Origin of the sequence: Enterococcus sp. BWT-B8 (assembly GCF_020567625.1) — a bacterium.
Taxonomy (GTDB): domain Bacteria; phylum Bacillota; class Bacilli; order Lactobacillales; family Enterococcaceae; genus Enterococcus_L.
Genome location: NZ_JAJDJV010000001.1, coordinates 513,843 through 538,398 on the forward strand (window position 1 = coordinate 513,843; position 24,556 = coordinate 538,398).

A 24,556-nucleotide genomic window follows, 5' to 3' on the forward strand; every position below is an offset into this window, starting at 1 on the left:
TTATGACACCAAGGCGGAATATACGAAAATTGTCAAGGAACACTAGTCATAAAATGAATAGTGTTCCTTGACACCTCCCTGGAGCTGCTCATAGTTTCAGTATCGTTCGCCTTATTTCTGAGATGTTGCCTGCGATTACTCGGCACAGATTAGGACCGACAAGTGCTAGTTCTACTTTACCACTTCTGCTCATATTTGTACTTTAGCAAAATGGTATGCGTAGTTTCGATAAGTATTCCTTGAATGAAACCAGCTCACTTGATGTAGTAGAACTGTATGCGGAGCGGAGAAAAACTGCTGTCTCTACGAGTCTAACGATTCTCGAGACAAAACATTACACTGTATCCGTTTTTCTGCGTCTTCGGTTCTCACTACACTTCACTTCGATCTCATCAATTTCTAAATGGCAAAGCCACTAAGAATTGAAGGACTTCGTTCCGATCTCATCACTTTTTAAATGACAGAGCCGCTAAGAATTCAAGGTCTTCGTTTCGATCCTCGAAGCATGTCTGAGGGGCATGTAAGAACTTGATCCTACGCTTCTTAACGAATGCTCGAATCATACAAAGACTGGAACACCGTTTATTCGGCTTTAAGGGGTATCAGACATACTTATGTTACAGTCCCGTACTTCATATATTTCCCACTATTATTTGGTGTTGCTTTAATTACTCTTTTGTTTTTCCGGAGTGTTTACGCTTTTTGACTGCTTCTGTCAGCAAATACTCTATTTGACCGTTCACACTTCGGAATTCATCTTCTGCCCAAGCCGCCAATTCATTATACAGTGCGGTTGAAAGACGAAGGGGCACTTGCTTTTTTGCTTTTTGCTCTTTCCCTTCCATAACAGCAGACCTCCTTAGCAGTCAATAAGGAACAGGTTAAGTTTAATACAATGACCCGCTGTTGACAACAGGTTGTGCGTCTCGATTTCCACATAATACAACAAGCAGATTGCTTACCATTGCAGCTTTTCTTTCCTCATCCAGATCAACAATTCCCTGAGCGTTTAATTCCTTTAAAGCCATTTCCACCATACCAACAGCACCTTCAACTATCAGCTGACGTGCATCAACAATTGCAGAAGCCTGCTGGCGCTGCAGCATTGCAGCCGCAATTTCCGGCGCATAGGCCAAATGAGTAATGCGGGCTTCCAAAATTTCCAAACCGGCAACCTCCACTTTTGACTGAATTTCTTCGCTCAGCTTTGTACTAATTTCCTGACTGGAACCACGAAGACTTTTTTCATTGGCATCTTCGTTATCAGCAGCATCATAAGGGTAGAGCCGCACAATATTCCGCAAAGCAGAATCACATTGAATAGACAGATATTCTACAAAATTATCTACATCAAACATCGCCTTTGCAGTGTCAGCTACACGCCAAATGACAACAATGCTGATAATGATTGGATTCCCCTGCTGATCATTGACTTTTTGTTTATTGTTACTTAGTGCCATCGTTTTTAATGATAGCTTTTTCGTAACAGCTCTTTGCGCTGCTGCACCTTTTGCAGCTGCAGTTTCCTGTTCGAGGATATTCACACCATCCTGATTTGAAAGATTCACTGGAACTGGGATAGCAGTGGTAAATGGATTAACGAAGTAAAATCCTTCCCCTTTTAAGGTACCTATATAGCGCCCAAATAGCGTCATAACCATTGATTCATTCGGACGAATCACTTTAAGCCCTGCGAATAAAAGAATCATTGGCAGACACCAGTAAAAAATAGCAAGCCCCAGCATCATACCTCCAAGTACAAATGACTCTTTTTCTAAATAGACAATGCCGAAGATAAACAGTGCGATTGATAGAATAATCCCCAAAATATTAAGGAGTAAAAACGGCATCCCATTACGAGCCTTCAATTCTATTTCTGTTGATGGAACTTTACTTTTCAATCCTTCATTCATTTTCTTCCCCGCCTTCTTTTTGATATCAAATTGATATCAAATAAATATTAAGCATAGTTTACCAAGGTCTTGATGATCTGTCAACTTTATTAGTATTTATATTATGACAAAGGCACACGCTCCCCTATTACCACTACAAAAAAACTTTCGATCCCAGCACATAGCAGAAAATCAAAAGGCTCTTGAATCTTACTTCTGTTTTATTACATCAATTTTGAAACCAAATATACTATACTTTTCTCCTCCTGTTATTCTCTATCAGAAACCTTACTAGCAGGAACAATTACATCTTCTTATCCTTTAGCTAACTTTTTTTTGAACTGTTCTTTTTTTCCATCAATAATGTTTACATTCAGCTCTGCAACATTGAATGAAGTCATGTGCTCAACCTCTTCTGAGTCAATTTTCTGTATTGCTTCATACATTACTGGTATACTTTTAATATACTCAATGATACTGTTCACCTGAATAACGATTTTCTTTTGAGCTACTTCCGCATCAATATCAGCACTAATCTTTTCATTTTCATCCAATCTCTCTGTTGCATGAGAAAAAATCTTTCCATTTATATTCAACAAGCCGTCTGCAGATTCCAGTGAAATAGCAGCAGCCATTTTGTCCTCAAAATTTAATTCACCTATGTTCCCTAAATTAATGTTCATTTAACCTGCTATTTATTTTCCTGCTCCTCTTGTGTCCTTTCATTTTTCAGAAAAAGTCAATGATTCAATTGAAATCATCAATCCGATGCACTAAAGCAACTGAAAATCATTTCAATTCGCTTATCACCTTCATTCTAAGTCTAAAAGATTTAGTCTTCCTTTAACAACAAAATACTTTTTTATCATTCATTAAAAAAAGCTGGAAGATCAAGCACTTCCATCGAGTATACCTAAAAGTTGTATTTACTGCACTATATTCAAAAGCGTGTATCTTTTGCAAAAAAAAAGAAATGCATTTAATGTATATTTAATAAACCTTAAAGGGGAGAGATATTTATGGACTTTTATAAAGTACCCGTTGTGACCGCATCCGATGAGCACTATGCTCCTTATTTAAGTGTGATGATTGCTACATTACTTGACAATGTCAATGATCCTAACTCAAGGATTCACTTTTATGTAATTGATGACGATATCTCTGATAAGAGTAAGGAACAGCTTCGCAAGACAGTTAATTTACATTCGGATCAAGCATCCATTGAATTTGTAAGTGTTGATCACAGCTTATATAAGGATTTCTTAGTTAGCGATCATATCACCACAACTGCTTATTTTAGAATATCGCTGCCAAAATTTTTACCTGCAGATGATACGTGTAAAGTTCTCTATTTGGATGCCGACACACTGATTCTCGATGACATTACTACGTTGTTTAATTTAGATTTACACGATCAAACAATCGGTGCTGTAATTGATCCTGGACAGACAAAAGCACTAAAGCGTCTGGGTATTGATTCAAATAACTTCTATTTTAATTCTGGTGTCATGGTCATTAATTTGGAACGCTGGAATAAGGAAAATATTACTGAAAAGACGATTCAATTTTTGACAGATCATGGCGACAAAATTATTTATCATGATCAGGATGCCTTGAATGCTGTTCTCTACGAGCAATGGGCTCCTTTTCATCCAAGATGGAACATGCAAAGTTCACTGATTTTTGAAAAACACCCTGCTCCTAATGAACATTATACAAAGCTTTACAAAGCAGGTTCTCGGAATCCGGCTGTTATTCATTTTACCGGACATGATAAACCTTGGAATACACTGGAAAACCATCCTTATCAGGATCTTTACATGAAGAAATTATCTGAAAGTATACTGCAGAAGGGAGAGGTCTCAAAATGAATAGAGAAAAGCGAATTATTGTTTCCTGCTGCAATTCAGGATTCACAAAACATATGACCACACTCTTTGTGTCTATTTTAGAAAACAGAAAAGAATCAAATGAAGAATACGCATTTTATGTAATTGATGATAATATTAACAAACAAAATAAGAAACTTTTAATTGATACCTTGAGTCACTACAATACTCAAGTAAACCTTTTACATATCAATAAAAGATTCTTTTCCAATGCTGTTGAAAGTTCAAGAATCCCAAAAACTGCCTACTATCGAATCGCTATTCCAGAGCTTTTCAGAGATACGGATGTAAAAAGAATCCTTTATTTAGATTGTGATATGATTGCTGTCGATGACCTTTCCTATCTATGGGAGATCGATCTTAAGGATTATCCTTTGGCAGCTGTTGAAGATGCCGGCTTTCATAACAGATTTGAGAAAATGGGAATTTCAACTGACTCAGATCTTTACTTTAATTCAGGACTTATGCTGATTAATGTCCAGTCATGGCTTGAAAAAGATATAACCAGACAAGTACTGAAGTATATCCAGTATCATCCTGAGAAGCTTCGTTTTCATGATCAGGATGCGCTGAATGCCATCCTTCACGACCAATGGCTGCCGCTTCATCCCAGCTGGAATGCTCAAAGCTATATTATTAATCAGGAAAAAAAGCATCCAACTATTGAAGGAGAAAGGCAATATGAGGAAACAAGAAAACATCCTCATATCATTCATTATTCAGGACATGTTAAGCCATGGCATGATGAATTTACCTCTCCCATTGAAAATTTCTACAAAATATACTATGCTTTAACAGCATTTGCTGACAACAAAGCAAATTTAAATACACCCACAATTATATATAAGCGAAATTTACTCGATGAAAAGAAAGCACCTGTGAAACGCACCTACTTCTTCTCGTAGTTTATCTTTATAGGCTGCAAATATTACAGGAAAAATAATTATCTGTTTTAATGCATTATCCCCAAAATAAGGCATTAATATAAACAAGTATATGTTATGACAAAGAGGTTGTGCCAGAAGTGTTCTGTCTCAAGAAATAAGTCGGAATATACGAAAATAGCTACTCATATTTTCAGTATAGTTCGACTTATTTCCGAAGAGACAGCTTCTAGAACACCGTTTATTCGGTTTTAGGGATCCCAGATATACTTATGTCACAGTCCCTTTGTCACGCCATTTATTCGGAGATAGATACGAAGAAAGTTCAGAACTTTATTTCTGTCCCACTCTTAGTTTTTTTGCGAATGCCTCCGCTTTCATAGCTCCCAAGACAAAGTCCAGCCCAACTTGTTAAATATTCTTTCGTAGAAAATGCTTGAGCATTCCAGCCAACTTCTACCATGAAAATCTCTGCTGTTCATGCACTGGCTCCCGGCAATTCTTGTAATCATTCGAATACCTCCTGTTATTTGGTGGTATACTCGACAAAATAGTCGTTCAGGTCAGTGATATGCACCTGAATTTCTTCTATAGATCAAAACAATCCTTGTAATACAACTCGTTGTACCTTGGTCAATTTCCTATCCAACACATATCCTATAAATGGCTGTTTCTTTAATACGCTGTTTCTAAATCATTTGTTCTTGGATATATTTTTTTATCTGAAATAGTCATATTGCTTCCACCTTTAATGTTCATTTATAAAAGACTATTTCAAAGAGCACAATACAACGCTTCATATTGACGACTTTCCTCTTAGATTTATGGTAATTGATTTCAGAACCTATCTCAACAGCGTTCCATTCCATTTACTTCAAAGAAATTTTTTGATTTATTTTTACTAGAATTTATTAATAGTTTACGTTAAAATTAGATAAAAAATTCAGGAGTGACTCTATGAAAATCAGACTTATTTCCCCGGGAGATATCGAAGCAGTCTTAAGTATTTACAGTCAATATATTGATACACCTATCACCTGCGAATATGCTCTTCCTTCAAAAAATGAATTTACCCAACGCATCAACAGTTTTACAACAACTTACCCTTATCTGGTCTGTGAAGAAGAGGGAAAAATCATCGGCTATGCTTATGCTCATCGCCATATGGAACGAAAAGCTTACGAGTGGAACGCTGAACTGTCTATTTATCTGGACAAGGAACAAACCGCCAAAGGAGTTGGAATGCAACTCTATACAATTCTCATTTCTATTTTAAAAAAACAGGGTATTAAGACAGTGATAGGCGGAGTTACTCTGCCAAACAGAAAAAGTCAGCAGCTTCATGAAAAGCTTGGATTCGAGCAAATGGGGATCTACCATAATAATGCATTTAAGAACGGACAATGGTTTGACGTTGCCTGGTATGAAAAACAACTAGGTCCTTATACAACACCGGAACCAATTATTCCGATTACAAATTTATCAAAAGAGGAAATAGCAGAAATTATTAGAAATAGTAACTAACCTTTGACTGAGACTGCTGTACATAAACCAATGGGATAGAAGCTTGATTAACGAATAGAATCTCTTATCCCTTTTTTATTTAGCAGCTCTTCATTTTTTGCATTACTGCATGTTTTCTGCATCCTCCAGTAATTCTTCAAACCACCGAATATTTACAAGATGGTGTGTCTGCGAATTCTCCAGCATCTTTGCAAAGCTAGGCAGAATTGTTTCCCGATGTTTCAATGCTTCTTCGATATTCTGTACTTTCTTTTTCGTCTGACTGATCTGAGTTTGAACCAGCTTCTTGAATTTTATCGGATCATAGTCTTCTGCAAACAACATGGCAGCATAAAAAGTTAAATTGACATAGTCTGTTTTTGAGCCATATTTTTCCATCAAGAGATTAAACTCGTGATTTCCTGCGTCCGTCAAAATATAATTATGTGTTTCTTTTAAAGAACTGGCTACTTCTGTTTCAATTCGTTCTATCAGTGCTTTTTCTTCCAGTTGCTGCAAATTATAATAGAATGACCCTTTTGTAAAATTCACAATATATTTATAGTTTCGTTCTCTCATCAGTACCAGAAGCTCATAACCATGAGCACCCGGATTCTCTTTTAGCAAGCCTAATATTAGTAAAGGAATCACTTTTATTCACCCTCCTCATTCACAGCAATCATTCTTGCTTCAAATGTGTCATAGGAAATTTTCCCCAGTGCAAACTCCATACTTTCCAAATAAATTTTTTCATTTTTAGTATATACACGGTTTATGTCCGGATTAATGAATTTCTCTTCATCGGTTAACACATCCATAATATGCTTTTTCTTTGAGAATGATTCAAAATAACGATAACCAAATTTTCTTTGGGAAATTGCATCAATATGAATACCATCTGGATTACAAGTCAAATTTTGTCCGGTAACATAATAGCAGTTTGGCTGTTTAAAAGCGATTTTCTCCAGCTCATTGTTTATCAGTTTGTATTCTGTACATCCTTTGCCAAAGCCAGATTGTCCTAAATAATCTCCCAGTCCGCCAATAATAACTGGTATATCAGGTACATTCAGCTCTTTTCTTAGTGTATCCAAAATAATCAGGAACTTTTTGTAATAGGTTTTATAGCTTTCTCCATAACTGTCGCTCTCTCCCTGATGCCACATAATCCCTGCCAGCTCACTGTTTTCCATAGCAAGCTTTGCTTGACTGACTGCGTTTCTGAATAAAATCCCGTCTACAGCCCATTCCGCTAGCGTACTGCCGCCTTCCGCACAGGGGATTAAGCCTATTTCATCTGTCCGATTTTCCAGACACCATGCAGCAGCAAAAGAGCCTGCCAGTCCTACCCCTGCAACTGGACGATCATAATTAATCGGTTCTGCCATCATCTGCCATCTTCCGTTGCGCAGCATTTTTATTCTTTCATTGTAAATCGGTTCTACATCATCAAGAAATCCCCGCCCTGCCATGTTTGACTGACCGATCATCAAAAATGATTTTATCATCTGTTTTTCCTCCAATACATCATTCAACAATAGAATTTTTATTTGCAACTAGTCTTTTTTCTACTTCAGAAGATTTTCCATTCCAGTCTAATTAGACTATTGAACGAAAACTATTATAGTCTAACTAGAGTAATTGTCAACAGTTCAAAATTTGAATTTAGCCCAAATTTTTGAAACTAATACAGAAAATCATTGAACTAACAGTATTTTGAAGTGTATTTTATTTGTTTAGAAAGCAGCTTCTGTAACTACTTGATATAATAGAGCTTTTAGTGAAAAATAGGTAAATTCAAAAAGGACGATTTTCATCTGAGTATCTGAAAATTTTTAATACAATAGAGAGTGAGACAGAAATAAAGTTTCACTCTCTATTCGTGTCTACCCCTGAATAAACAGCGGTACAAAAGCAAAAATTCTTTTTGCAACGAGTAACCGTAGGAGCAACTCCTTCGAAATTAAGCCGAACTATCTTGAAAATATGAGGACCTCCAGATAGGTAACAATTCACAGCTATTCATTCTATGAATAGTGTTCCTTGACAATCTTCGGACATTCCTTCTTAATTCTCAGAGCTGATCGCTTTTGTCCCGACCCCGTACTTTTTATTTAAATGCTGCTTTTCGTCAGCTATCCTTTTTTGGTATAATTTATTTTAAATAGGAAGGAGTGTGTCAAATGATAAAAGCAGCCATCATTGGTTACGGAAATTTAGGCAGAGGTGTTGAACGTGCATTAAAACAAAACAATGATTTCGAGCTGGTTGGTGTCTATACCAGAAGAGCTCCTGAACAAGTAGAAACAGATGGAGCCAAAGCTTACTATATCGATGATTTAAAGAAGAAAAAAGGAGAAATCGATGTTTGTATTTTATGCGGTGGTTCAGCAACCGATTTGCCGGTTCAAACTCCAGAGTTTACCCAGTCTTTCAATACTGTTGACAGCTTCGATACACATGCTAAAATTCCAGAACACTTTGCTAAAGTAAATGAAATTGCAAAAGTAAATCAAACCGTTTCAATTATATCAACTGGATGGGATCCGGGACTGTTCAGTTTAAATCGTCTATACGCACAAAGCATTTTACCAAATGGAGAAACGAATACTTTCTGGGGTAAAGGTGTCAGTCAGGGACATTCTGACGCATTGAGAAGAATTTCCGGTGTGGCTGATGCAACGCAATATACCATTCCAAACACTGAAGTTATTGAAAAATTAAAAGCAGGCGAAAAATTATCTCTCACCACCCGTGACAAGCATTTTAGAGAATGTTTTGTCGTCTTGGAAGATGGTGCTGATGCAAAAAAAATTCAGGAAGAAATTATTTCCATGCCAAACTATTTTTCAGATTATGATACAGAAGTACATTTTATTTCTCAAGAAGAATTAAACCGCGACCACAAGACAATGCCTCATGGTGGAACCGTTCTTCATACAGGAACAACACATAAGTCCAGCAATCAGGTGATTGAGTACAATTTATATCTGGACAGTAATCCGGAATTCACTGCCAGTGTCTTAGTTGCTTATGCAAGAGCTTGTGTCCGTTTAGCCGATGAACAAAACTTTGGAGCATTTACTGTTTTAGATATTGCACCAAAATACCTTTCACCGAAAACAGATGAAGAATTGAAAAAAGAATTGCTGTAATGCTAAGCTTTTTACTGTTTTAATTTTATAAGAACAGATACTGGAATATTGGTATTTGTATGCTATCAACTGCGTATTTCCCAACAAATCATAATATACTACTTGTTATTTATTAAAAAAACCTTAAGAGATTTCAATAAAAAGTGTTATTATTGGTCGGATGAAATAGATGATGGTAATATATCTTTAAACCAACAACAACCTTTTTATTTTTCATTTTACTCTTTGAGTAAATACTCCTTTTCGCTCCTCTATTCAATTAGAGGAGCGTTTTTTAATTTTCAACCAAAGCCAACTGGTTAGCATCAGAAAAAGCACTAAATTAATACAGAAGTATTCCTCCAGAGGAAAGAGAATCTCCCATTTCTTCAATGTTTTTTCGTGTGTTCTGAAAGAGAGCGGAACAATAATACACTCTCACCTCTTTGTATCTAGGTAAACTCATTACAGATCACTAAATCTGAATCCTGCTTCTACTGCATTTCGATAATATTCTGGTATTTTATCGAGTCTATGACAATGTGAAAAGCAGTAATAAGGCTATTCTAGCAACCTTCTTACTGCTTAAAAAATATAATCCCTTTATCTACTAGATAATTGCCATGCCTGGCACACTCAAAAAAAGATGGGAATGCCTATATAACAGTGTTCCTAGCTTCTATTTTGTTATTAGCCAACAACCCCTTCCTCTTGATTTCCAAGTTGGTTATAGCCTTTCATAGAGTATTAAAATCGTAATACTATTGGTTTTTAATAGAGGTATGAAAGCATATAATATCACTAAAATTCACACTATTTGTATTCAAAAAATTGAGGAGCTATCTTAAAAATTAACAAAAATATTATACTATAATTTTCAAGTATCAATTTTATAGATTTCAAAATATCACATAGAGATATTGCGGCTGACAGCTCTGATACACACATTCTACTTACATATATTAAAAAAAACTATACATTTTTTTATCCATCAAAAAGCTGGGAAATAAATACCTCTTTCCTTTTGAGAACCATCTCCCATTGTTCAATAATTTTTGACTTTTCTATGGTCACATTGCTTATTCCATTGTCATCAAACTCTAAAATATCTGCATTTGGATACATCATTAGTATTGGAGAATGTGTACAAATTATAAATTGTGAACTCGAATCAACTAAGTCGTATATCATGACAAGTAATTCTAATTGCGATTGAAGTGATAAACCCGTTTCTGGTTCATCTAATAAGTATAAGCCATTTCCAAAAAACCTATTTTTTATCAAATTTTTGATGGATTCTCCTCTAGAAAAATTATGTAAATTTTGATCAAATAATTCATCTGAGACTCCTAAGTAATCTAAATCAGACACCAGATTATAGAATGACTCTGCTCGATAAAAATATAAATCCTTTGGATATGAAGGATATCTAATTAATCTACACTTTTCACTTAGGTTTGAGTAAGAATCATATGTAGCAAAAGTATTATTTTTGGATCCTCCTTCCATATTTAGATCCAATAGCTCGGCAATTGTCTCAATTAAAGTTGACTTTCCAGACCCATTCTCTCCAGTGATAAATGTAACGTTTTTAGAAAATACAATTTCATTCAAGTTTTTTAAAAATGAAAGATTGAAAGGAAATTCATTGTATCTTTCACCATAGAAATTCAATTGCTTCAAATACATAATGTTACTCCTCTTCTATTACTATTTCTTGATCAGCAACTTCAACTAGTTCCTATGAATGATCAACAACAATGACAATTTTCTCTTTTTTTAATTTCATAAGAACATTCATCACTAATCTCTGATTGTCCCCATCAAGATTAGCTAAAGGTTCATCCAGAAGAAATATTTCTTTATTCCTATAATATCCTCTTAAAATAGTTAGTATTTTTTTGAGCAGCAGATAGATTTTTACCATTCTCATAAATTTTTTTATTGTTTAGTAAAAGATCATGAATCAAGAAATTCAACTCATCTAATAATTTCATGGTCTTTTTTAGTTGGACTTAAGCTATTATATTAATTAAAACTATATTCTCTTGGAATGTCAAATCGAAAATATGCGAATTCTGCTTTACAGGTGTCTGGTTTTTCCACGGTGTCTAAGTGAACGAACCAGTCCACGATTCCCTTGGCTTATAGGCGCTGTTTCAAAGAGAACGTTATAAATGCTGCGATAAATTGTTGTATAACTTATAGCGATACCTGTCTGTTCGTTTTTCAATCGATGAGAGATTTCTTCGGGAGACTATTGTTCTTCTACGAATAGCCTTCGAACAATTTTCCACACTCTGTCGTTAAACAAGATCAATTTCCGCCCACAATTTTGCTTCCTATAGGAATACAAGGTCTGAGCAGTGACAGGAGAATAAGCTTATGCTTTATTTCTCTAGAGATTGTAGAAGGGCTGCGCTCCATAAGAGAGGCAATGGTGCGTACGGACTGCTTTGGTTGAATAATAAAAATATGTTTTCTCGCTTAAGTATTGTAAGATGGTTATAGTGGCGCATAGCTATCTTCCTTTCAAATAGTGTTCTAGACAAACCTATTTTAACTGGATTTTAGCTATGAGCCTTTTTTTATGATCAACTGTTGCACTTAAAATGTATATTCAAGATATAAAAAAAGAAACTAGAAATGCTGTAAAATCAACATTTCTAGTTTAAAACATAGATCTAGCCAACCGACCCTTCCATACTCATTGTAATCAATTGGTTCAGTTCAACTGCATATTCCATTGGCAGTTCTTTTGTAATCGGTTCCATAAATCCGTTGACAATCATCGCCGTGGCTTCTTCTTCGCTAATTCCTCGACTCATCAAATAATACAATTTTTCTTCTGATATTTTTGATACACTCGCTTCATGCTCCAGAGCTACATTACTATTTAAGATCTCATTAAAGGGAACAGTATCTGCCTTTGAATCATTATCCATCAAAATCGTATCACATTCGATATGAGATTTAGCTCCACTACTTTTTCTGCCAAATCTCACTGTGCCGCGATAATCCGTTCTGCCACCATCTCGAGCTACTGATTTTGAGACAATCGTACTAGAAGTTTTTGGCGCATTATGAATCACTTTACATCCGGCATCTAAATGTTGTCCATAATTAGCAAATGCCATGGACAGGATTGAAGTTCTTGCTTGCGAACCATTTAAATAAGTACAAGGATATTTCATATTTACTTTACTGCCGATATTTCCATCAATCCATTCTAAAATCCCATTTTCTTCAACTGAACCTCGTTCTGTTACTAAATTATAGACATTATCTGACCAGTTTTGAATAGTCGTATAACGGAAAAATGCATCTTTTTTTACAAATAATTCTACTGTAGCAGCATGCAGACTATTGGTTGTATAATTAGGAGCTGTACACCCTTCAATGTACTGAATAGAAGCGTCTTCCTCAACAATAATCAATGTACGTTCAAATTGACCCGCATTTTCTCCGTTAATTCTGAAATAAGTTTGAACAGGGATTTCACATTTTACCCCTTTTGGTACATAAATGAAGGTACCTCCAGACCACACAGCACCATTTAATGCAGCAAATTTATGTTCGGAGGAAGAAACCAGCCTTCCAAAGTACTGTTTGAAAAGCTTGGGATATTCTCTCAATGCACTGTCTGTATCTGTAAAAATGATTCCTAATTTTTCAAACTCTGTTTTCATATTGTGATAGACAACCTCTGATTCATATTGAGCAGCAGCTCCAGCTAAAAATTTTTGTTCTGCTTCAGGTATTCCCAAACGTACAAAAGTATTCTTGATTTTTTCCGGTACATCTTCCCAATCAGTTGATACCCGCTCACTCAACTTTTGATAGTAAATGACATCTTCAAAGCGAATTCCTGATAAATCAGGACCCCATTTTGGTAAGGGTAATCTTTTAAAGTTTTCAAATGAAGTTAATCGATAGTCTAACATCCATTCAGGTTCTCCCTTTATCTTTGACATCTTCCTGATCACTTCTTCTGTTAATCCGCTCCCGCTTGAAAATAGAGGCTGAACATTATCATGAAAACCATAAGCATAATCTCTACTCCTACTTTTCATTTTTATCATTTGCCTTTCTAATTATCCCGGCAATAAGCTCATGAACAGACATATCTGTTTCTCTATCTTTTTTTGCTCCAAATAAGTTATTAATCACTTCGCTTTGTAATTGATCCATTTCCTTAGGACGAATCCCATAAAAATCACATTCATATTCTTCGATAGCTGCTTTACAACAACTATCAGATCGTTTGGTCTGCTGGCTTCCTGATATTTTTGATGAAGTCGCCAATGTAAAACTAGTTACCATCTCTTGATTTGCTTGTTCTTCTTTGTCTGCTTCATTTTTTAATGTAACACTTACTTTTTTCTTTTTCATCATCCTTACATACTCTCCTCTCCAAATAAAAATCATTTTATCTGCTGTACTTCAATTAATTGAACAACTTATTTTACATCATTTAAAATTTTTTAGATGGACTCGTTGATCACAGACCTCTGTTAACAACTTTTTATTATGAGAAATAAATAAAACAGCCATTTCCTTTTGCTTTTTTATGAGCTGAATCATCCTTAATTCATTAATTTTATCTAAACCGGCTGTTGCTTCATCACAGATTAACAACTTAGGCTGTACTAATAAAGCTAAGACAAGACAACACCTTTGATATTGTCCCCCGCTGATTTCCCCTGGTCTTTTATCTAACAGTCCAGCTGGTAAATTGCATACATCCAAAAGTTCTTCTATTTTCAGCTGATACTTTCCACGCTCAACCAATTTAAACCTTTTTAATGGCTCAACCAATATTTGCTTAATCGTTTTCGTTGGGTCCAGAGACCTTCTGGTATATTGAGGAACTAGCTGAATCTCTTGGTACCATTTTTGTCTAGTCAGTTCAGCAATGGTTTGCCCGTTAAAATAAATTTTACCTTCAGAATAGTGTTCCAGCCCCATTATCATCTTGACTAGTGTTGATTTTCCCATACCATTCTCACCTTCGATCCCGACCCACTGATTGTTGTCAATCACAAAATCAAGAGCTTTAAATAGTAATTGATTGTTAAACTTTTTAGTTAAATTGCTTACCTGTAATAAATGAGTCGTCTTGTTCAAAAATTCCGATCAACTCCTTCGTATAATTTTCTGTAGGATGATTTAATACCTGCTCTGTCAGACCAACTTCTATTAGTTGTCCATTTTGCATAACACCCAGGTGAGTACTGTATGCTTTAGCAATAGATAAATCATGTGTAATGAAAAAAATAGTCAGCTGCTTTTCTAAATAAATGTTACTTAGCAGTTGTAAAATTGTTTCCTGACTTTGTTCATCCAGTGCACTAGTTGCTTCGTCTGCAATAATTATTTCCGGTTGTGAAATCAGTGCCATTGCTAAAGCTGCCTTTTGACACATACCGCCGCTTAATTGATAAGGACGTTTAGCAGCAATCTCTTGAATAGCTGTAAAACCAACCCGGCTTAACGCTTGGAACATCTTCATTTTTCGATCTTCTTTATTCTTCATTCCTTTTGATTTTAGTAAATGATGAAATTGTGAGTCAATCCTACTATTACTCTGCAAACTTCCAAGGGGGTTTTGCAGGATAATCTCCATTTTTTTACGATCACAATTTATTTTTCCGCTAACTTTTAAATTGGGGGGTAAAATTCCCAAAATCATTTTACCTAACAATGTTTTCCCACCCCCGCTTTCACCAATCAAACAGAAATAAGCACCTTTGGGAACTTTTAAAGAAATGGAATCTAATAATTTACCTTGTTCAGCGGTAATTGAACATTCTGTTAATTCAATCATTATTTACCTCCCAGTACTTATTTATTTGCCGACTTATGGATTGTGTAACAAGTACAATCATCGCAATAATTATTCCAGGGAAAATAAAGAGCTGCGGGGCAGTAAAGAAATACGCCTTTCCATCAAAAAGAATAGTTCCTAGTTCAGGTGTTGGCGGCTGTGCACCAATCCCTAAAAACGAAAGACCAGAAATACTTAAAACCATCTTGCCTAAGTCAGTCGTAAATAGAGAAAACAGCTCAGCCATCATATTAGGAATAATATGGTGAAGAAACGCATGACTCCCAAAAGAGCCTCGTAAAGGTGCAAAAAGAATGAACTCCTCTTTCTTAATATTCAAGACTAAATTGCGGACATAACGAATATATTTTCCTGACCAGCTTATCACTAAAGCAACCATTACTGTGGAAATTGAATTAGAAAAAAGACCTGCAAAAACCAAAGCTAAAATCAAGGACGGTATACTAATCAAGCTATCAGCTAAAATCATTATACTTGTATCTGCTCTTCCTCCTATACAGCCAGCTAAGCTGCCCAACAGCAAACTAATAATAACAACACCTGTCAGCGCAAGAAAAGCGATATACAAAGAGTAAACACTGCCGTGCACAATTCGACTAAATAAATCTCTCCCTAAATAGTCAGTACCAAATACATGACGCCAGCTTATCCCCTGCAAGCTTTCAATTTTGTTAATCGCATAAGGGTCTTTCAAATGCTTGATAACAAGCCAACCAGCCAGGCAGATGACTAAAATAATAATGACTCGCTTTTTCATTTAGCTCCCCCTTGATTGATCTGTATACGACTATCCACCTTTTGAATGAAAACATCCACTATATAATTAAGTAAAAACGTACTGCAAGCAACAAAGAGCGTAATTCCTTGGATAACAGGATAATCTCTAGTAGAAATAGCTTCCATTAACAGCTTCCCTAATCCAGCAATGCTAAAAATGATTTCTACCATTACTGTACCGCCAAATAAATGTGTAAAACTGTTGCCATATAGAGAGATTAAGGGTACAAAAGACTCTTTTAATTGATAGGAAAAGCGATAATACCATTTTACCCCTCTAAATTTTGCAATCCTTTGTGATTCACTACCACTGACCAGAGTAATCAAATCGCTGACCATTTTTGTCAAATAGCTTCCTTCAGAAAGGCAAATAACCATCACAGGCAAAATAAGGTGCTTTCCAGAATTACTGCCAACAAATGGCAGCCATTTTAATTGAACACCTAAAATAAAAATGAGAACAAGAGATAACCAATAGATAGGAAAAGACAATACCACAGAAAGAATCTGCTGAACCCACTTTAAAGAGGAAAAATTGCCAATAATACTTCCACTTCCTAAAGAAATGATTGTACTAAAGATAAAAGAAATCCCTAATAATTTAAAGGTCACACTTGCCTTTTCGCCAATGATCTGAAGAACAGGCACATTCGTCATAAAAGAATAGCCGAAGTCGCCTTTTAAAATATTCCCCAGCCAATGGAAATACTGTTCAAAAAAATTACCATCAATTCCTAGCTTCCTTCTTGTTTCTTCAATTGTTTTCAGCGAGACATTCTGTCCTCCCGACCTGCGCAAAACACCCAGTGCCGGATCACCCGTCGATACATATAATAATCCGTATAACAAAACAGTAAAAAACAATAGACTTATCAATAAATGCAAAGTTTTCTTCAACAGAAACCTTTTCTTCATTTTACTTCACCATTAAATTTTTATAATCAATCGGAGAATCAGATAAACCAGAATAAGAAAATTCTGAAATTTTATCGGAGACTACAAACTTTTCATCTTTGTAATCAATTGGAATCGCCAAGGTTTCATCTGAGATACGTTTAAATAATTTATCAGCTATTTGTTGTTTTTGCTGTTCATCAATGACTTGACCAAACTCATCCAATAACTGAGACAGCACCTCATCATTAGCTAACACACCATGTTCTTCCTCTGTATTATGATAGAGTGAATTCAAAAAATTATAAGGCAGCAATGCGTCTGTATAGGTTCGATAAAAAATCAAATCATATTCCTTCGTTTTCCATAAAGCGTCATAATAACCTTCTCTGTCCAAAATAGTTATATTGATTTTAATACCCGCTTTTTTCAAATCATTTTCAAGTAATTCCGCCTGCTGTTTCCATTCTGGGAATTCAGTTGTTTGAATCACTAAATCAAAAGAAAGCTCCTGATGATCTTTTTCATAGTAACCTGCTTTATTTTTAGCGTATCCTTCGCTTTCAAGTATGCTCATTGCCTTTTCAATGTCATAAGTAACGGCTTTTTGATTTACTTCAGAAACATACTGTACATTTTCACGAAATAACCCTACAAGTTCCTTATCCGATAAAGAAGCTTTATCAATTGCCAGCTCAACCACATTCCGAAGGGTTGTATTTAATTCTTGATTATCAGGATTAAACGCTAGAAAATGCGACATCGTCCCTTCAAACTCTACTACATTATACTCAGTGTCTGATTCAAAAGAACCTATATCACTATCTGTTACTGCTCCCAGTGTTCCGCCAATAATATCAGCTTCGCCACTCTTTAAAGCCAAAGTTCTTGAGCTTCCATCTTCGATCATCTTAAAGTTTATTTGATAATTCACAGGATTCTCATCATTGTAATAAGGATTTGGTATCATTAACACGTGTTCAGCAGAACTTTCTTTGATCATAAATGCACCTGAACCAATCGCTTCTATGAATTTTCCAGATACCTTCTCCTCTTCAACGGAGTGAGGACTCATAATTCTTAATGGGCGTGTCTGGCACAGCTCTGCTAATATCTGATTAGAAATCTCAGTGAATGTTAGTTCGATTGTTTGTTCATCTATCACTTCAATTTTTTCTAAATTAGAAAGCAATTGCAGTGAGCTCATTTCGTTATTAAACTTTGCCCGTTCAATAGTAAATTTAACTGCTTCTGCATCAACTGGGCTGCCATCTGAGAATTTTACTTTTTCATTCAGATAAAAAATATATTTTTTGCCATCTTCAGAAATTTCCCAAGAAGCAGCTAGTCCCGGCTTAAAAGCTCCTTTTTCATCATACTCCACTAAAGGTTCATAGACTGCACTGTAAATCGCCATTGAAGAATTGTAGGTAGTTGCATCTAATTGTTCAGCTTTTGGTTCATCCGAGATAGCAATATTGACAGTCTCTGCTTCCTGATTATTCTCATCGGATGATTCTTTGTTTGTACCATTACAGCCAGTCAATACTAAAGAAAAGAGGATCATAATTACCCCTATTACTGATAGTTTCTTCATAGCTGCACCCCTTTCTTAGTAGCTTTAATCAAGTATGAACTTTCACAAGAAAGAATATAGTCATCCACGGTTAAATAAAAATCATGATAATTAGTAACATCATAAATTGTACTTGTATACTCTTTACGCAGCTCAACTGAAAAACCATTTTTAACTAAACTATCCACAACTTCTGTTAACGTTTTATTTTGCATTTTGGTTGCTCCAAAACGATCAATTTTAGCCCTCATATACTCAAAGCTTGGATTCTTAGATTGATCTGTAAACAAAGCATAGTAGACACCCTGTTCATTTAAGACATCTGACATCATTGAAAAATGATTATCTAAATCTTTGATTAAGTACAATACTGAGGTACTAATTATTGTATGAAACTTTTGCTTCAGCGCTCTTGCTTCTCCCGTTTGGACATAGCAGATCGGATAAGTACCTGCACGCTGATTTGCTGTTTTTATTGCTTGCTTTGCCAAATCAATTCCATAAGCACTGTGGAAAGGAATTTCATCATATAATTTCCTTAAAAAACCACCTTGATTACACCCAAAATCTAAAATATCCCGGTCTAATACATCATCCCTGTCTATTAGACCTATGACATTTTGCCATCCTGTTTGGTGACTGTCCTCCATATCTTGATCCCCCTTACTTCCTTCCTGCCACCAAGTGTCATAAAATTTAATCATACTTCTGTTCCCCTCTCTCAATTGAGAATGATTCTCATTATCGATTATTTCATATGTATGCTTATTTTACAAGCCCTACTTTGTTTGGTCTCATATGTTACTATTGGATATGCTCCACGTTTCTTGGTTTAAAGACCTGGATAATTTTTAATATCATCAATATACTAAGACTTTGTCCATACATTACTCCACTCTATTGCTGTTTAATAAGGGCAGCCTGGTAAGAGAACGTTTGAGATCGAGACAAAAGCAATCAGCTCCGAAAATTGTCAAGGAACACTAATCATAAAATGATTAGCTATGAATGGATACACTCCGCTGTGCTGCGATCATATCAACTTCGATGCATGAAACATACAAGAGTTGACAGGCTTCACTAGGATTACTTTAGCAGAGTAGATGAAGTTCTGTTACCTACTCGGTGAAGGACCTGGGCGCCTCATATTTTCAGGATCGTTTGGCTTAATTCCGAAGGAGTTGCTCCTGCGGTTACTCGTCGCAAAAAGAATTTTTGCTTTTATACCGCCGTTTATTTAGAGTTAGATACGAAGAGCGTTTGGAACTTTATTGCTGTCCCACTCACTTTATGTTTGAGCTAGTAAAAAACGAGAAAATCGGATAGTCAAGAATTTCCGAAATATCAAAGGAAAATCAGGAATCAGCAGCTGTTTTAAAAGAATAGCTGCCGTTTATTTGACTCAATTCAGCAATGAAATCGGGCAGCCGCTTTTCACAGTAGAATCGCTTGCGGCTCACTGTCCGAATGCTTGACCACAACGATTCATGAAGTTGCATTTTAATAGAAAAATTACTCCCAGAATACGGATTTTTTTAAATGATGCAGAACTTAAAAAAACTAATTTCCCATAAGTTGAATTGTTCTTTGTCCAAACCCTCTGGCAAATTCAAAATCATGTGTGACAATCAGAAAAGACAGTCCCTGTTTAGCATAATCTAAAATCATCTGCTGCACACGAAGCATATTGCCAGCATCCAAGCCAGAAGTTGGTTCATCCAATATCAACAGCTCCGGTTCTCTCATCAATCCTACTGCAAAAACTAATCTTTGTTTTTGTCCGCCAGAAAGTGTTGCTGGATGTTGTTCTCTAACTTCTAACAATCCTAAGTCGTTTAAAAGCTTCTCTGCTTTTTTCAGATTTGCAGCATCATGTTTAATCCCCAGTAGTAATTCATTTAATACACTGTCAGAAAATAACTGGTAATCAGCATCCTGCAATACAAACCAGCATTTTTCTCGTCTTTTTTTCATAGCTGATTGCTTGCCATCAATGAAAATCTGCCCACCCCTTTCATGATTTAAACCACAAAGAGTACGGACCAAGGTTGTTTTTCCCAAACCATTTTTTCCAGTTAATAATAAAATATCTCCTTTGTTCAGCTGTAAACTAATATTACTGAGCAGCTTGGGAGAAAAACGATGATGCCCAATAGCCACATCTGAAAGTTCCAAAAAAGGAGACTTCTCTATATTCTCCTTGTCCTGTTTTTTCAAAATTTCTGTGATTATGATCTCCTGCTTTTCACGAATTCCTAAATTGTCTAATGTTTCTTTAGACAGCTGTTGAAATTCCTCTCTGCTCCACTGCTGAATCAATTTCCCATCTGCCATATAAATGATTCGGTCTACTACATCCATTAAATAGCAGATTCGATGGTCAGCCACTATAATTGTTTTTCCCTCCTTTTTTAGCTTGTGCAAGGCTTTAGTTAATTGTAGACTTCCCTGATGATCAAGATTAGCTGACGGCTCATCCAAAACAAAAAGTTCAGGTCCATGAACTTCTACCGCACTCATCGCAATTTTTTGTTTTTCTCCACTTGAAAGTCTGTCTAACTTTTGTTCCTTTAAATACGCAATTTGATTTACCTCAAGAACCCTATTTACTCGACTATTAATCAATTGTAAATCAAGGCAATAATTTTCAGAGGCAAAAGCGAGCTCATCTAAAACATTGGAAGTAAAGAACTGAGAGCGTGCATCTTGAAAAATACTTCCTATAAGTTCTCCATACTCCCATACCTCTAGATTCTTTACATTTTTCTCCTTTAAATAGAAACTTCCTGAAAGTTCTCCATCGTAATAATGTGGTATTAGCCCATTAAGCAAACGAGTTAATGTTGTTTTCCCGCAGCCTGAAGGTCCTGTCATCAGCACACATTCTCCCTCAGCAATATCTAGAGAAATATCCTTCAACTGATGCCCCTCAGCTCCGTAGCAAAATGAAATTTCTTTCAATCTAATTATGGGATTGTTCATTTTAGAGCCTCCAAACTTTGAATACAAATACATTGAATACATAGCCGATAAAAAACAACACCATGCTAAGATCTTTTATGGTAATCCGGCTTTGATAAATAGAAGTTCGCTGTCCAGGATACTCAATTCCTTTAGTCATTGCGGAGACAGTCAATTCGTCTGTTATTTTCATGGTTCTCATCATCAAAGGAACAAACGTGTGTTCAAAGGTTTTTAAAGGATGCAGCCAATTTTTAGGCTGTGAAAAGGATAATCCTCGCAATTTAGCGGAGAGTTGGATTATACTGTTTTCTTGCCTGATAGTTGGAAAAAATCTTAATACTACTGCTAAGGTAACACTAAAATTTTTCGGTAATTTTAAGGATTGCAGTGCAGACATTAGCCGCCCAGCAGGAACATCCTGCAGGACTCTGGCTATCATTAAGACCGGTCCAAATCTTAAAAACATAAAGCTAAAAAAACCGATATATTTTAACCATTGTTGTTCTGCAGTCACTATATATAAATGAAGTCCTATTGTTATTGAGACTAACACAGCTATTTTAGCCGCTGTTTTAAAAAAGCCATTATAAATTAAATAAAATAAGCCAAAAATATTTAATAAAATCAATTGATTTACATTTGCAGCCAAGACAAGAATACTTTGAGCAATCAGTATAAGAAACTGAATTTTTGGATCAATACTACCTTTCATCATCTTCTCCTTCATTTCATGTTAGAGAGGAAGCAACGCTTATTGCTTCCCATTACAAATCAAATACTTAATTTACAGGAGAAATAATCCCCGCTTTAATAAAATGCTTTCTTAATAAATGATAACCAAATAAACAGCCCAAGCTAATTGCCATAATTAGCGCCATAATAGAAATGAAAATCCAAAATGGTGTTATCATATATTTTGTATATGCCTCTAACAAAATTCCCTCAATTTGCATAGTAGAAAAGTAATAATCGGCAGAAATTGCCAACATAATGTAATTTGAAAAGCCGTAAAATAAATTATAAATAGTAAAAGCTGCAGTCTGGGCTGTCAATTTACGATATCCTTTAGTTTTTGCCAAAATAAATTCACCAATCAGTGCGCCGATTAATGTAAATGGCAGCACATAAATCGTTCCCATAATCGCATAAAATAAGCCGTTAACTGCACCAAAAATTAACAAAGTTCCTTTTTTCCCTACTTTAAAAGCTATTAATAAGTAAATCGGGCAGGTAAAAAACAGAACAAAGGCTGTTGCATAAGGATATAGCCATAAAAGAAAAGGAACCGTTACCATTGATAAAGTCATCACTATGACAAATTGTACTAAGGTATATAAGCCGATTGTTAAATAATCCTTTGAAGCAAGTGAAGCCGTAGTCTTCTTTTTCATTTGTATACATCTCCTTTATCATTAATAAGCAATCAAACTAGCTTTACTGCTTTTTGATATCAGCTAATTATTACTAAATTTCCAATTTGCGGCTTCATTCTGCATGTCTACCAGCCTATGGTAAAGCTCACACTGTTGATAAAGCTCATCGTGTGTCCCCTGTGCTTTGACTGTTCCTTTGTCCAACACCACGATCCTATCGGCATTCATAATTGTTTTTAAGCGGTGTGCAATGACAACCACTGTTTTATCTTCTACCAGTTTTTTGATTGCCTGTTGAACGCCGGCTTCATTTTCTAAATCTAAAGCAGCTGTTGCTTCATCCAGCAGAATAATTTCTGATTGCTTTAAAAAAGCCCGTGCAATACTGACCCGCTGCTTTTCACCACCGGACAGCGTCGAACCGCCTTCCCCAACTAACGTATCATAGCCATCTGGCAGCTCGCTAATAAACTCATGACAATGCGCTTTTTTTGCAGCTTCCATCACTTCCTCAAAGCTGGCATGTTGATTTCCCACACAAATATTATTTAAAATAGTATCTTTAAAAAGATAAACATCTTGAAAAACCATTGATAAATGGGAATAAAGATTTTCCGGATCAATCATTTTTAAGTTTTTACCACCAATTTCAATGGCTCCTTCGTTCACATCATAAAAACGAGCAAGCAATTTTACGATGGTTGATTTGCCGCTCCCAGAAGGACCTACCAAAGCAGTTAAGGTTTTTGGATGAATGTCTAAATCAATATTTTTCAGTACCGCCTCTTCTTTATAAGCAAAACCCACATTCTTAAATCGAATAGTGTAATCATCGCCCAGTTTTTCACTTCCTTCAACTTCCGGCTGATTGCGAATAGCCATGATTCGTTCGCCGCTGATCAATGCATAACGCATTTCAGTATAATTCATCATTAACGCTGTAAAGGGATCATAAATCCGACTAGCCACAACGATAAAAGCTAAAAAGATAGATTCTGTAATGCTTTTTTGTGCCAATAAATAAGAGCCCATAAAAACTAAAATTGGCAGCCCCATTCTAAGCAGCGAAATAGAAACCATCACAACTGGGCCCAGTACCCCTTCAAGCCGAATCGATTCTTTTCGCAGTGTATTAAATGCTTTTTGAATTCTGGTAAACTGTTCTCCACCTAAAGAGTAAGCTTTAATTTCCTTAATTCCCTGTAAATATTCCTGTAGTCTTGAAGCACTCTCAACCTTTGCTTGAATATGCTGGGCTCCCAGCTTATTCATTAGCATATTAGAACCTTTTATCACTAATAATGCAATGGGCAGCATAGCATATAAGCATATGGTCATTTCCCAGTCAATCAGACAAAGGGAAACAAAAGCAATCCCTAAAAGAATAAGTGCAGATACTGCTTGCGGAACAATATGAGAAACAGCCGTTTCCAATAGCGTGTAATCCCCCAGCATCATTGTTGTGAGATCTCCAGGATCTCGACTGTCTAGAAAGCCCAATGATAATTTACGCAGATGATTCGCCAGTTTTGTGCGACCTTTTTCCGAAACCTCATAAGCAGCAATATACTCTTTATCATACGTAACAGTGGATATAAGGAGTTGAAGCAAAAACCAAACAAAGCTGGCAAAAATCAAATAAAAATATAGTTTTGTATTTAACAACCGATTTTGCTGGTAGGCTTCAAATAATTCAGAAATCCCATAAAAAGCAATGATAGGAGGTATCAGTCTTACAGAGGATTCCAATGTTGCCCAAATAGTAGATTGAACTAAATTTTGGGGTTCTCCAGAAGTAATATTATAAATCATTTTTCGCATC

Annotated in this window: 24 protein-coding genes; 4 read left to right on the plus strand and 20 right to left on the minus strand. The window is 35.7% G+C overall.

Translation table 11 applies throughout. The features are described from left to right. Positions 1 to 668 precede the first annotated feature (668 nt). The 3 genes from LI951_RS02315 to LI951_RS02325 form a co-directional block, all read right to left on the minus strand. The gene (locus tag LI951_RS02315; RefSeq protein ID WP_202068684.1) at positions 669 to 845 is read right to left on the minus strand and encodes a ribbon-helix-helix domain-containing protein; all 177 of its coding nucleotides are present in this window, start codon (positions 843 to 845) and stop codon (positions 669 to 671) included. Positions 846 to 887: 42 nt separating this feature from the next. After that, positions 888 to 1,913 carry an SPFH domain-containing protein gene (locus LI951_RS02320; RefSeq protein WP_202068685.1) on the minus strand — a complete coding sequence of 342 codons (1,026 nt, stop codon included), beginning with the start codon at positions 1,911 to 1,913 and terminating at the stop codon, positions 888 to 890. A 293-nt stretch (positions 1,914 to 2,206) separates the two neighbouring features. Further along, a complete protein-coding gene (locus tag LI951_RS02325) occupies positions 2,207 to 2,575 on the minus strand; it encodes an Asp23/Gls24 family envelope stress response protein (protein WP_229441139.1) in 369 nt (122 codons plus the stop codon). 336 nt (positions 2,576 to 2,911) lie between these two features. Between LI951_RS02325 and LI951_RS02330 the strand changes: the two genes are divergently transcribed. Continuing rightward, on the plus strand, positions 2,912 to 3,763 hold the full coding sequence (locus tag LI951_RS02330; RefSeq protein WP_202068687.1) for a glycosyltransferase family 8 protein: 852 nt from the start codon (positions 2,912 to 2,914) through the stop codon (positions 3,761 to 3,763). Continuing rightward, the gene (locus LI951_RS02335; protein ID WP_202068688.1) at positions 3,760 to 4,686 is read left to right on the plus strand and encodes a glycosyltransferase family 8 protein; all 927 of its coding nucleotides are present in this window, start codon (positions 3,760 to 3,762) and stop codon (positions 4,684 to 4,686) included. The genes LI951_RS02330 and LI951_RS02335 overlap by 4 nt, the downstream gene beginning before the upstream one ends. A 304-nt stretch (positions 4,687 to 4,990) precedes the next feature. Here LI951_RS02335 and LI951_RS15310 read toward each other — a convergent pair whose 3' ends face one another. Then, positions 4,991 to 5,134, minus strand: a complete 144-nt coding sequence (locus LI951_RS15310; RefSeq protein WP_420705906.1) for a transposase — start codon at positions 5,132 to 5,134, stop codon at positions 4,991 to 4,993. 488 nt (positions 5,135 to 5,622) lie between these two features. Here LI951_RS15310 and LI951_RS02340 point away from each other — a divergent pair, with 488 nt between their 5' ends. Continuing rightward, positions 5,623 to 6,189, plus strand: coding sequence for a GNAT family N-acetyltransferase (locus LI951_RS02340; protein WP_202068692.1), 567 nt, complete (start codon positions 5,623 to 5,625; stop codon positions 6,187 to 6,189). A gap of 102 nt (positions 6,190 to 6,291) precedes the next feature. Here LI951_RS02340 and LI951_RS02345 read toward each other — a convergent pair whose 3' ends face one another. Next, positions 6,292 to 6,819: a PadR family transcriptional regulator gene (locus LI951_RS02345; protein WP_202068694.1), complete on the minus strand. Its 528-nt coding sequence runs from the start codon at positions 6,817 to 6,819 to the stop codon at positions 6,292 to 6,294. Between the two features lie 2 nt (positions 6,820 to 6,821). Continuing rightward, positions 6,822 to 7,676, minus strand: coding sequence for a sialate O-acetylesterase (locus LI951_RS02350; protein WP_229441140.1), 855 nt, complete (start codon positions 7,674 to 7,676; stop codon positions 6,822 to 6,824). 675 nt (positions 7,677 to 8,351) lie between these two features. On the opposite strand from LI951_RS02350, the gene LI951_RS02355 reads away from it, so the two are divergent. Next, positions 8,352 to 9,323, plus strand: a complete 972-nt coding sequence (locus tag LI951_RS02355) for a diaminopimelate dehydrogenase (RefSeq protein WP_229441141.1) — start codon at positions 8,352 to 8,354, stop codon at positions 9,321 to 9,323. A 963-nt stretch (positions 9,324 to 10,286) separates the two neighbouring features. Here the strand turns inward: LI951_RS02355 and LI951_RS02360 are convergent. The 14 genes from LI951_RS02360 to LI951_RS02420 form a co-directional block, all read right to left on the minus strand. After that, positions 10,287 to 10,991, minus strand: a complete 705-nt coding sequence (locus LI951_RS02360) for an AAA family ATPase (RefSeq protein WP_229441142.1) — start codon at positions 10,989 to 10,991, stop codon at positions 10,287 to 10,289. 627 nt (positions 10,992 to 11,618) lie between these two features. Beyond that, a complete protein-coding gene (locus LI951_RS15315) occupies positions 11,619 to 11,777 on the minus strand; it encodes a helix-turn-helix domain-containing protein (RefSeq protein WP_420705907.1) in 159 nt (52 codons plus the stop codon). A gap of 209 nt (positions 11,778 to 11,986) precedes the next feature. Beyond that, the gene (sufB, locus tag LI951_RS02365; RefSeq protein ID WP_229441143.1) at positions 11,987 to 13,375 is read right to left on the minus strand and encodes a Fe-S cluster assembly protein SufB; all 1,389 of its coding nucleotides are present in this window, start codon (positions 13,373 to 13,375) and stop codon (positions 11,987 to 11,989) included. Further along, complete coding sequence (locus tag LI951_RS02370; protein ID WP_229441144.1) at positions 13,365 to 13,697, minus strand: hypothetical protein; 333 nt, start codon at positions 13,695 to 13,697, stop codon at positions 13,365 to 13,367. Before LI951_RS02370 ends, sufB begins: the two co-directional genes overlap by 11 nt. A gap of 75 nt (positions 13,698 to 13,772) precedes the next feature. Then, positions 13,773 to 14,429: an ATP-binding cassette domain-containing protein gene (locus LI951_RS02375; protein WP_202068703.1), complete on the minus strand. Its 657-nt coding sequence runs from the start codon at positions 14,427 to 14,429 to the stop codon at positions 13,773 to 13,775. After that, positions 14,386 to 15,129, minus strand: a complete 744-nt coding sequence (locus LI951_RS02380; protein WP_229441145.1) for an ATP-binding cassette domain-containing protein — start codon at positions 15,127 to 15,129, stop codon at positions 14,386 to 14,388. The genes LI951_RS02375 and LI951_RS02380 overlap by 44 nt, the downstream gene beginning before the upstream one ends. Then, entirely contained in the window at positions 15,122 to 15,907 is a 786-nt protein-coding gene (locus LI951_RS02385; protein WP_229441146.1) for an ABC transporter permease, read from the minus strand. The genes LI951_RS02380 and LI951_RS02385 overlap by 8 nt, the downstream gene beginning before the upstream one ends. Next, positions 15,904 to 16,842 (minus strand): ABC transporter permease, encoded by a 939-nt coding sequence (locus tag LI951_RS02390; protein ID WP_202068707.1) that lies wholly within the window; start codon positions 16,840 to 16,842, stop codon positions 15,904 to 15,906. Before LI951_RS02390 ends, LI951_RS02385 begins: the two co-directional genes overlap by 4 nt. 1 nt (position 16,843) lies before the next feature. Next, a complete protein-coding gene (locus LI951_RS02395; protein WP_229441147.1) occupies positions 16,844 to 18,418 on the minus strand; it encodes an ABC transporter substrate-binding protein in 1,575 nt (524 codons plus the stop codon). Continuing rightward, positions 18,415 to 19,101, minus strand: a complete 687-nt coding sequence (locus LI951_RS02400; RefSeq protein ID WP_202068711.1) for a class I SAM-dependent methyltransferase — start codon at positions 19,099 to 19,101, stop codon at positions 18,415 to 18,417. Before LI951_RS02400 ends, LI951_RS02395 begins: the two co-directional genes overlap by 4 nt. A gap of 856 nt (positions 19,102 to 19,957) precedes the next feature. Then, positions 19,958 to 21,379: an ABC transporter ATP-binding protein gene (locus tag LI951_RS02405; protein WP_229441148.1), complete on the minus strand. Its 1,422-nt coding sequence runs from the start codon at positions 21,377 to 21,379 to the stop codon at positions 19,958 to 19,960. A 1-nt stretch (position 21,380) separates the two neighbouring features. Then, on the minus strand, positions 21,381 to 22,073 hold the full coding sequence (locus tag LI951_RS02410; RefSeq protein ID WP_202068715.1) for an energy-coupling factor transporter transmembrane component T: 693 nt from the start codon (positions 22,071 to 22,073) through the stop codon (positions 21,381 to 21,383). Positions 22,074 to 22,140: 67 nt separating this feature from the next. Continuing rightward, positions 22,141 to 22,752: an MptD family putative ECF transporter S component gene (locus tag LI951_RS02415; protein ID WP_229441149.1), complete on the minus strand. Its 612-nt coding sequence runs from the start codon at positions 22,750 to 22,752 to the stop codon at positions 22,141 to 22,143. Between the two features lie 63 nt (positions 22,753 to 22,815). Beyond that, a complete protein-coding gene (locus LI951_RS02420; RefSeq protein WP_229441150.1) occupies positions 22,816 to 24,555 on the minus strand; it encodes an ABC transporter ATP-binding protein in 1,740 nt (579 codons plus the stop codon). Between the last annotated feature and the right edge of the window lies 1 nt (position 24,556).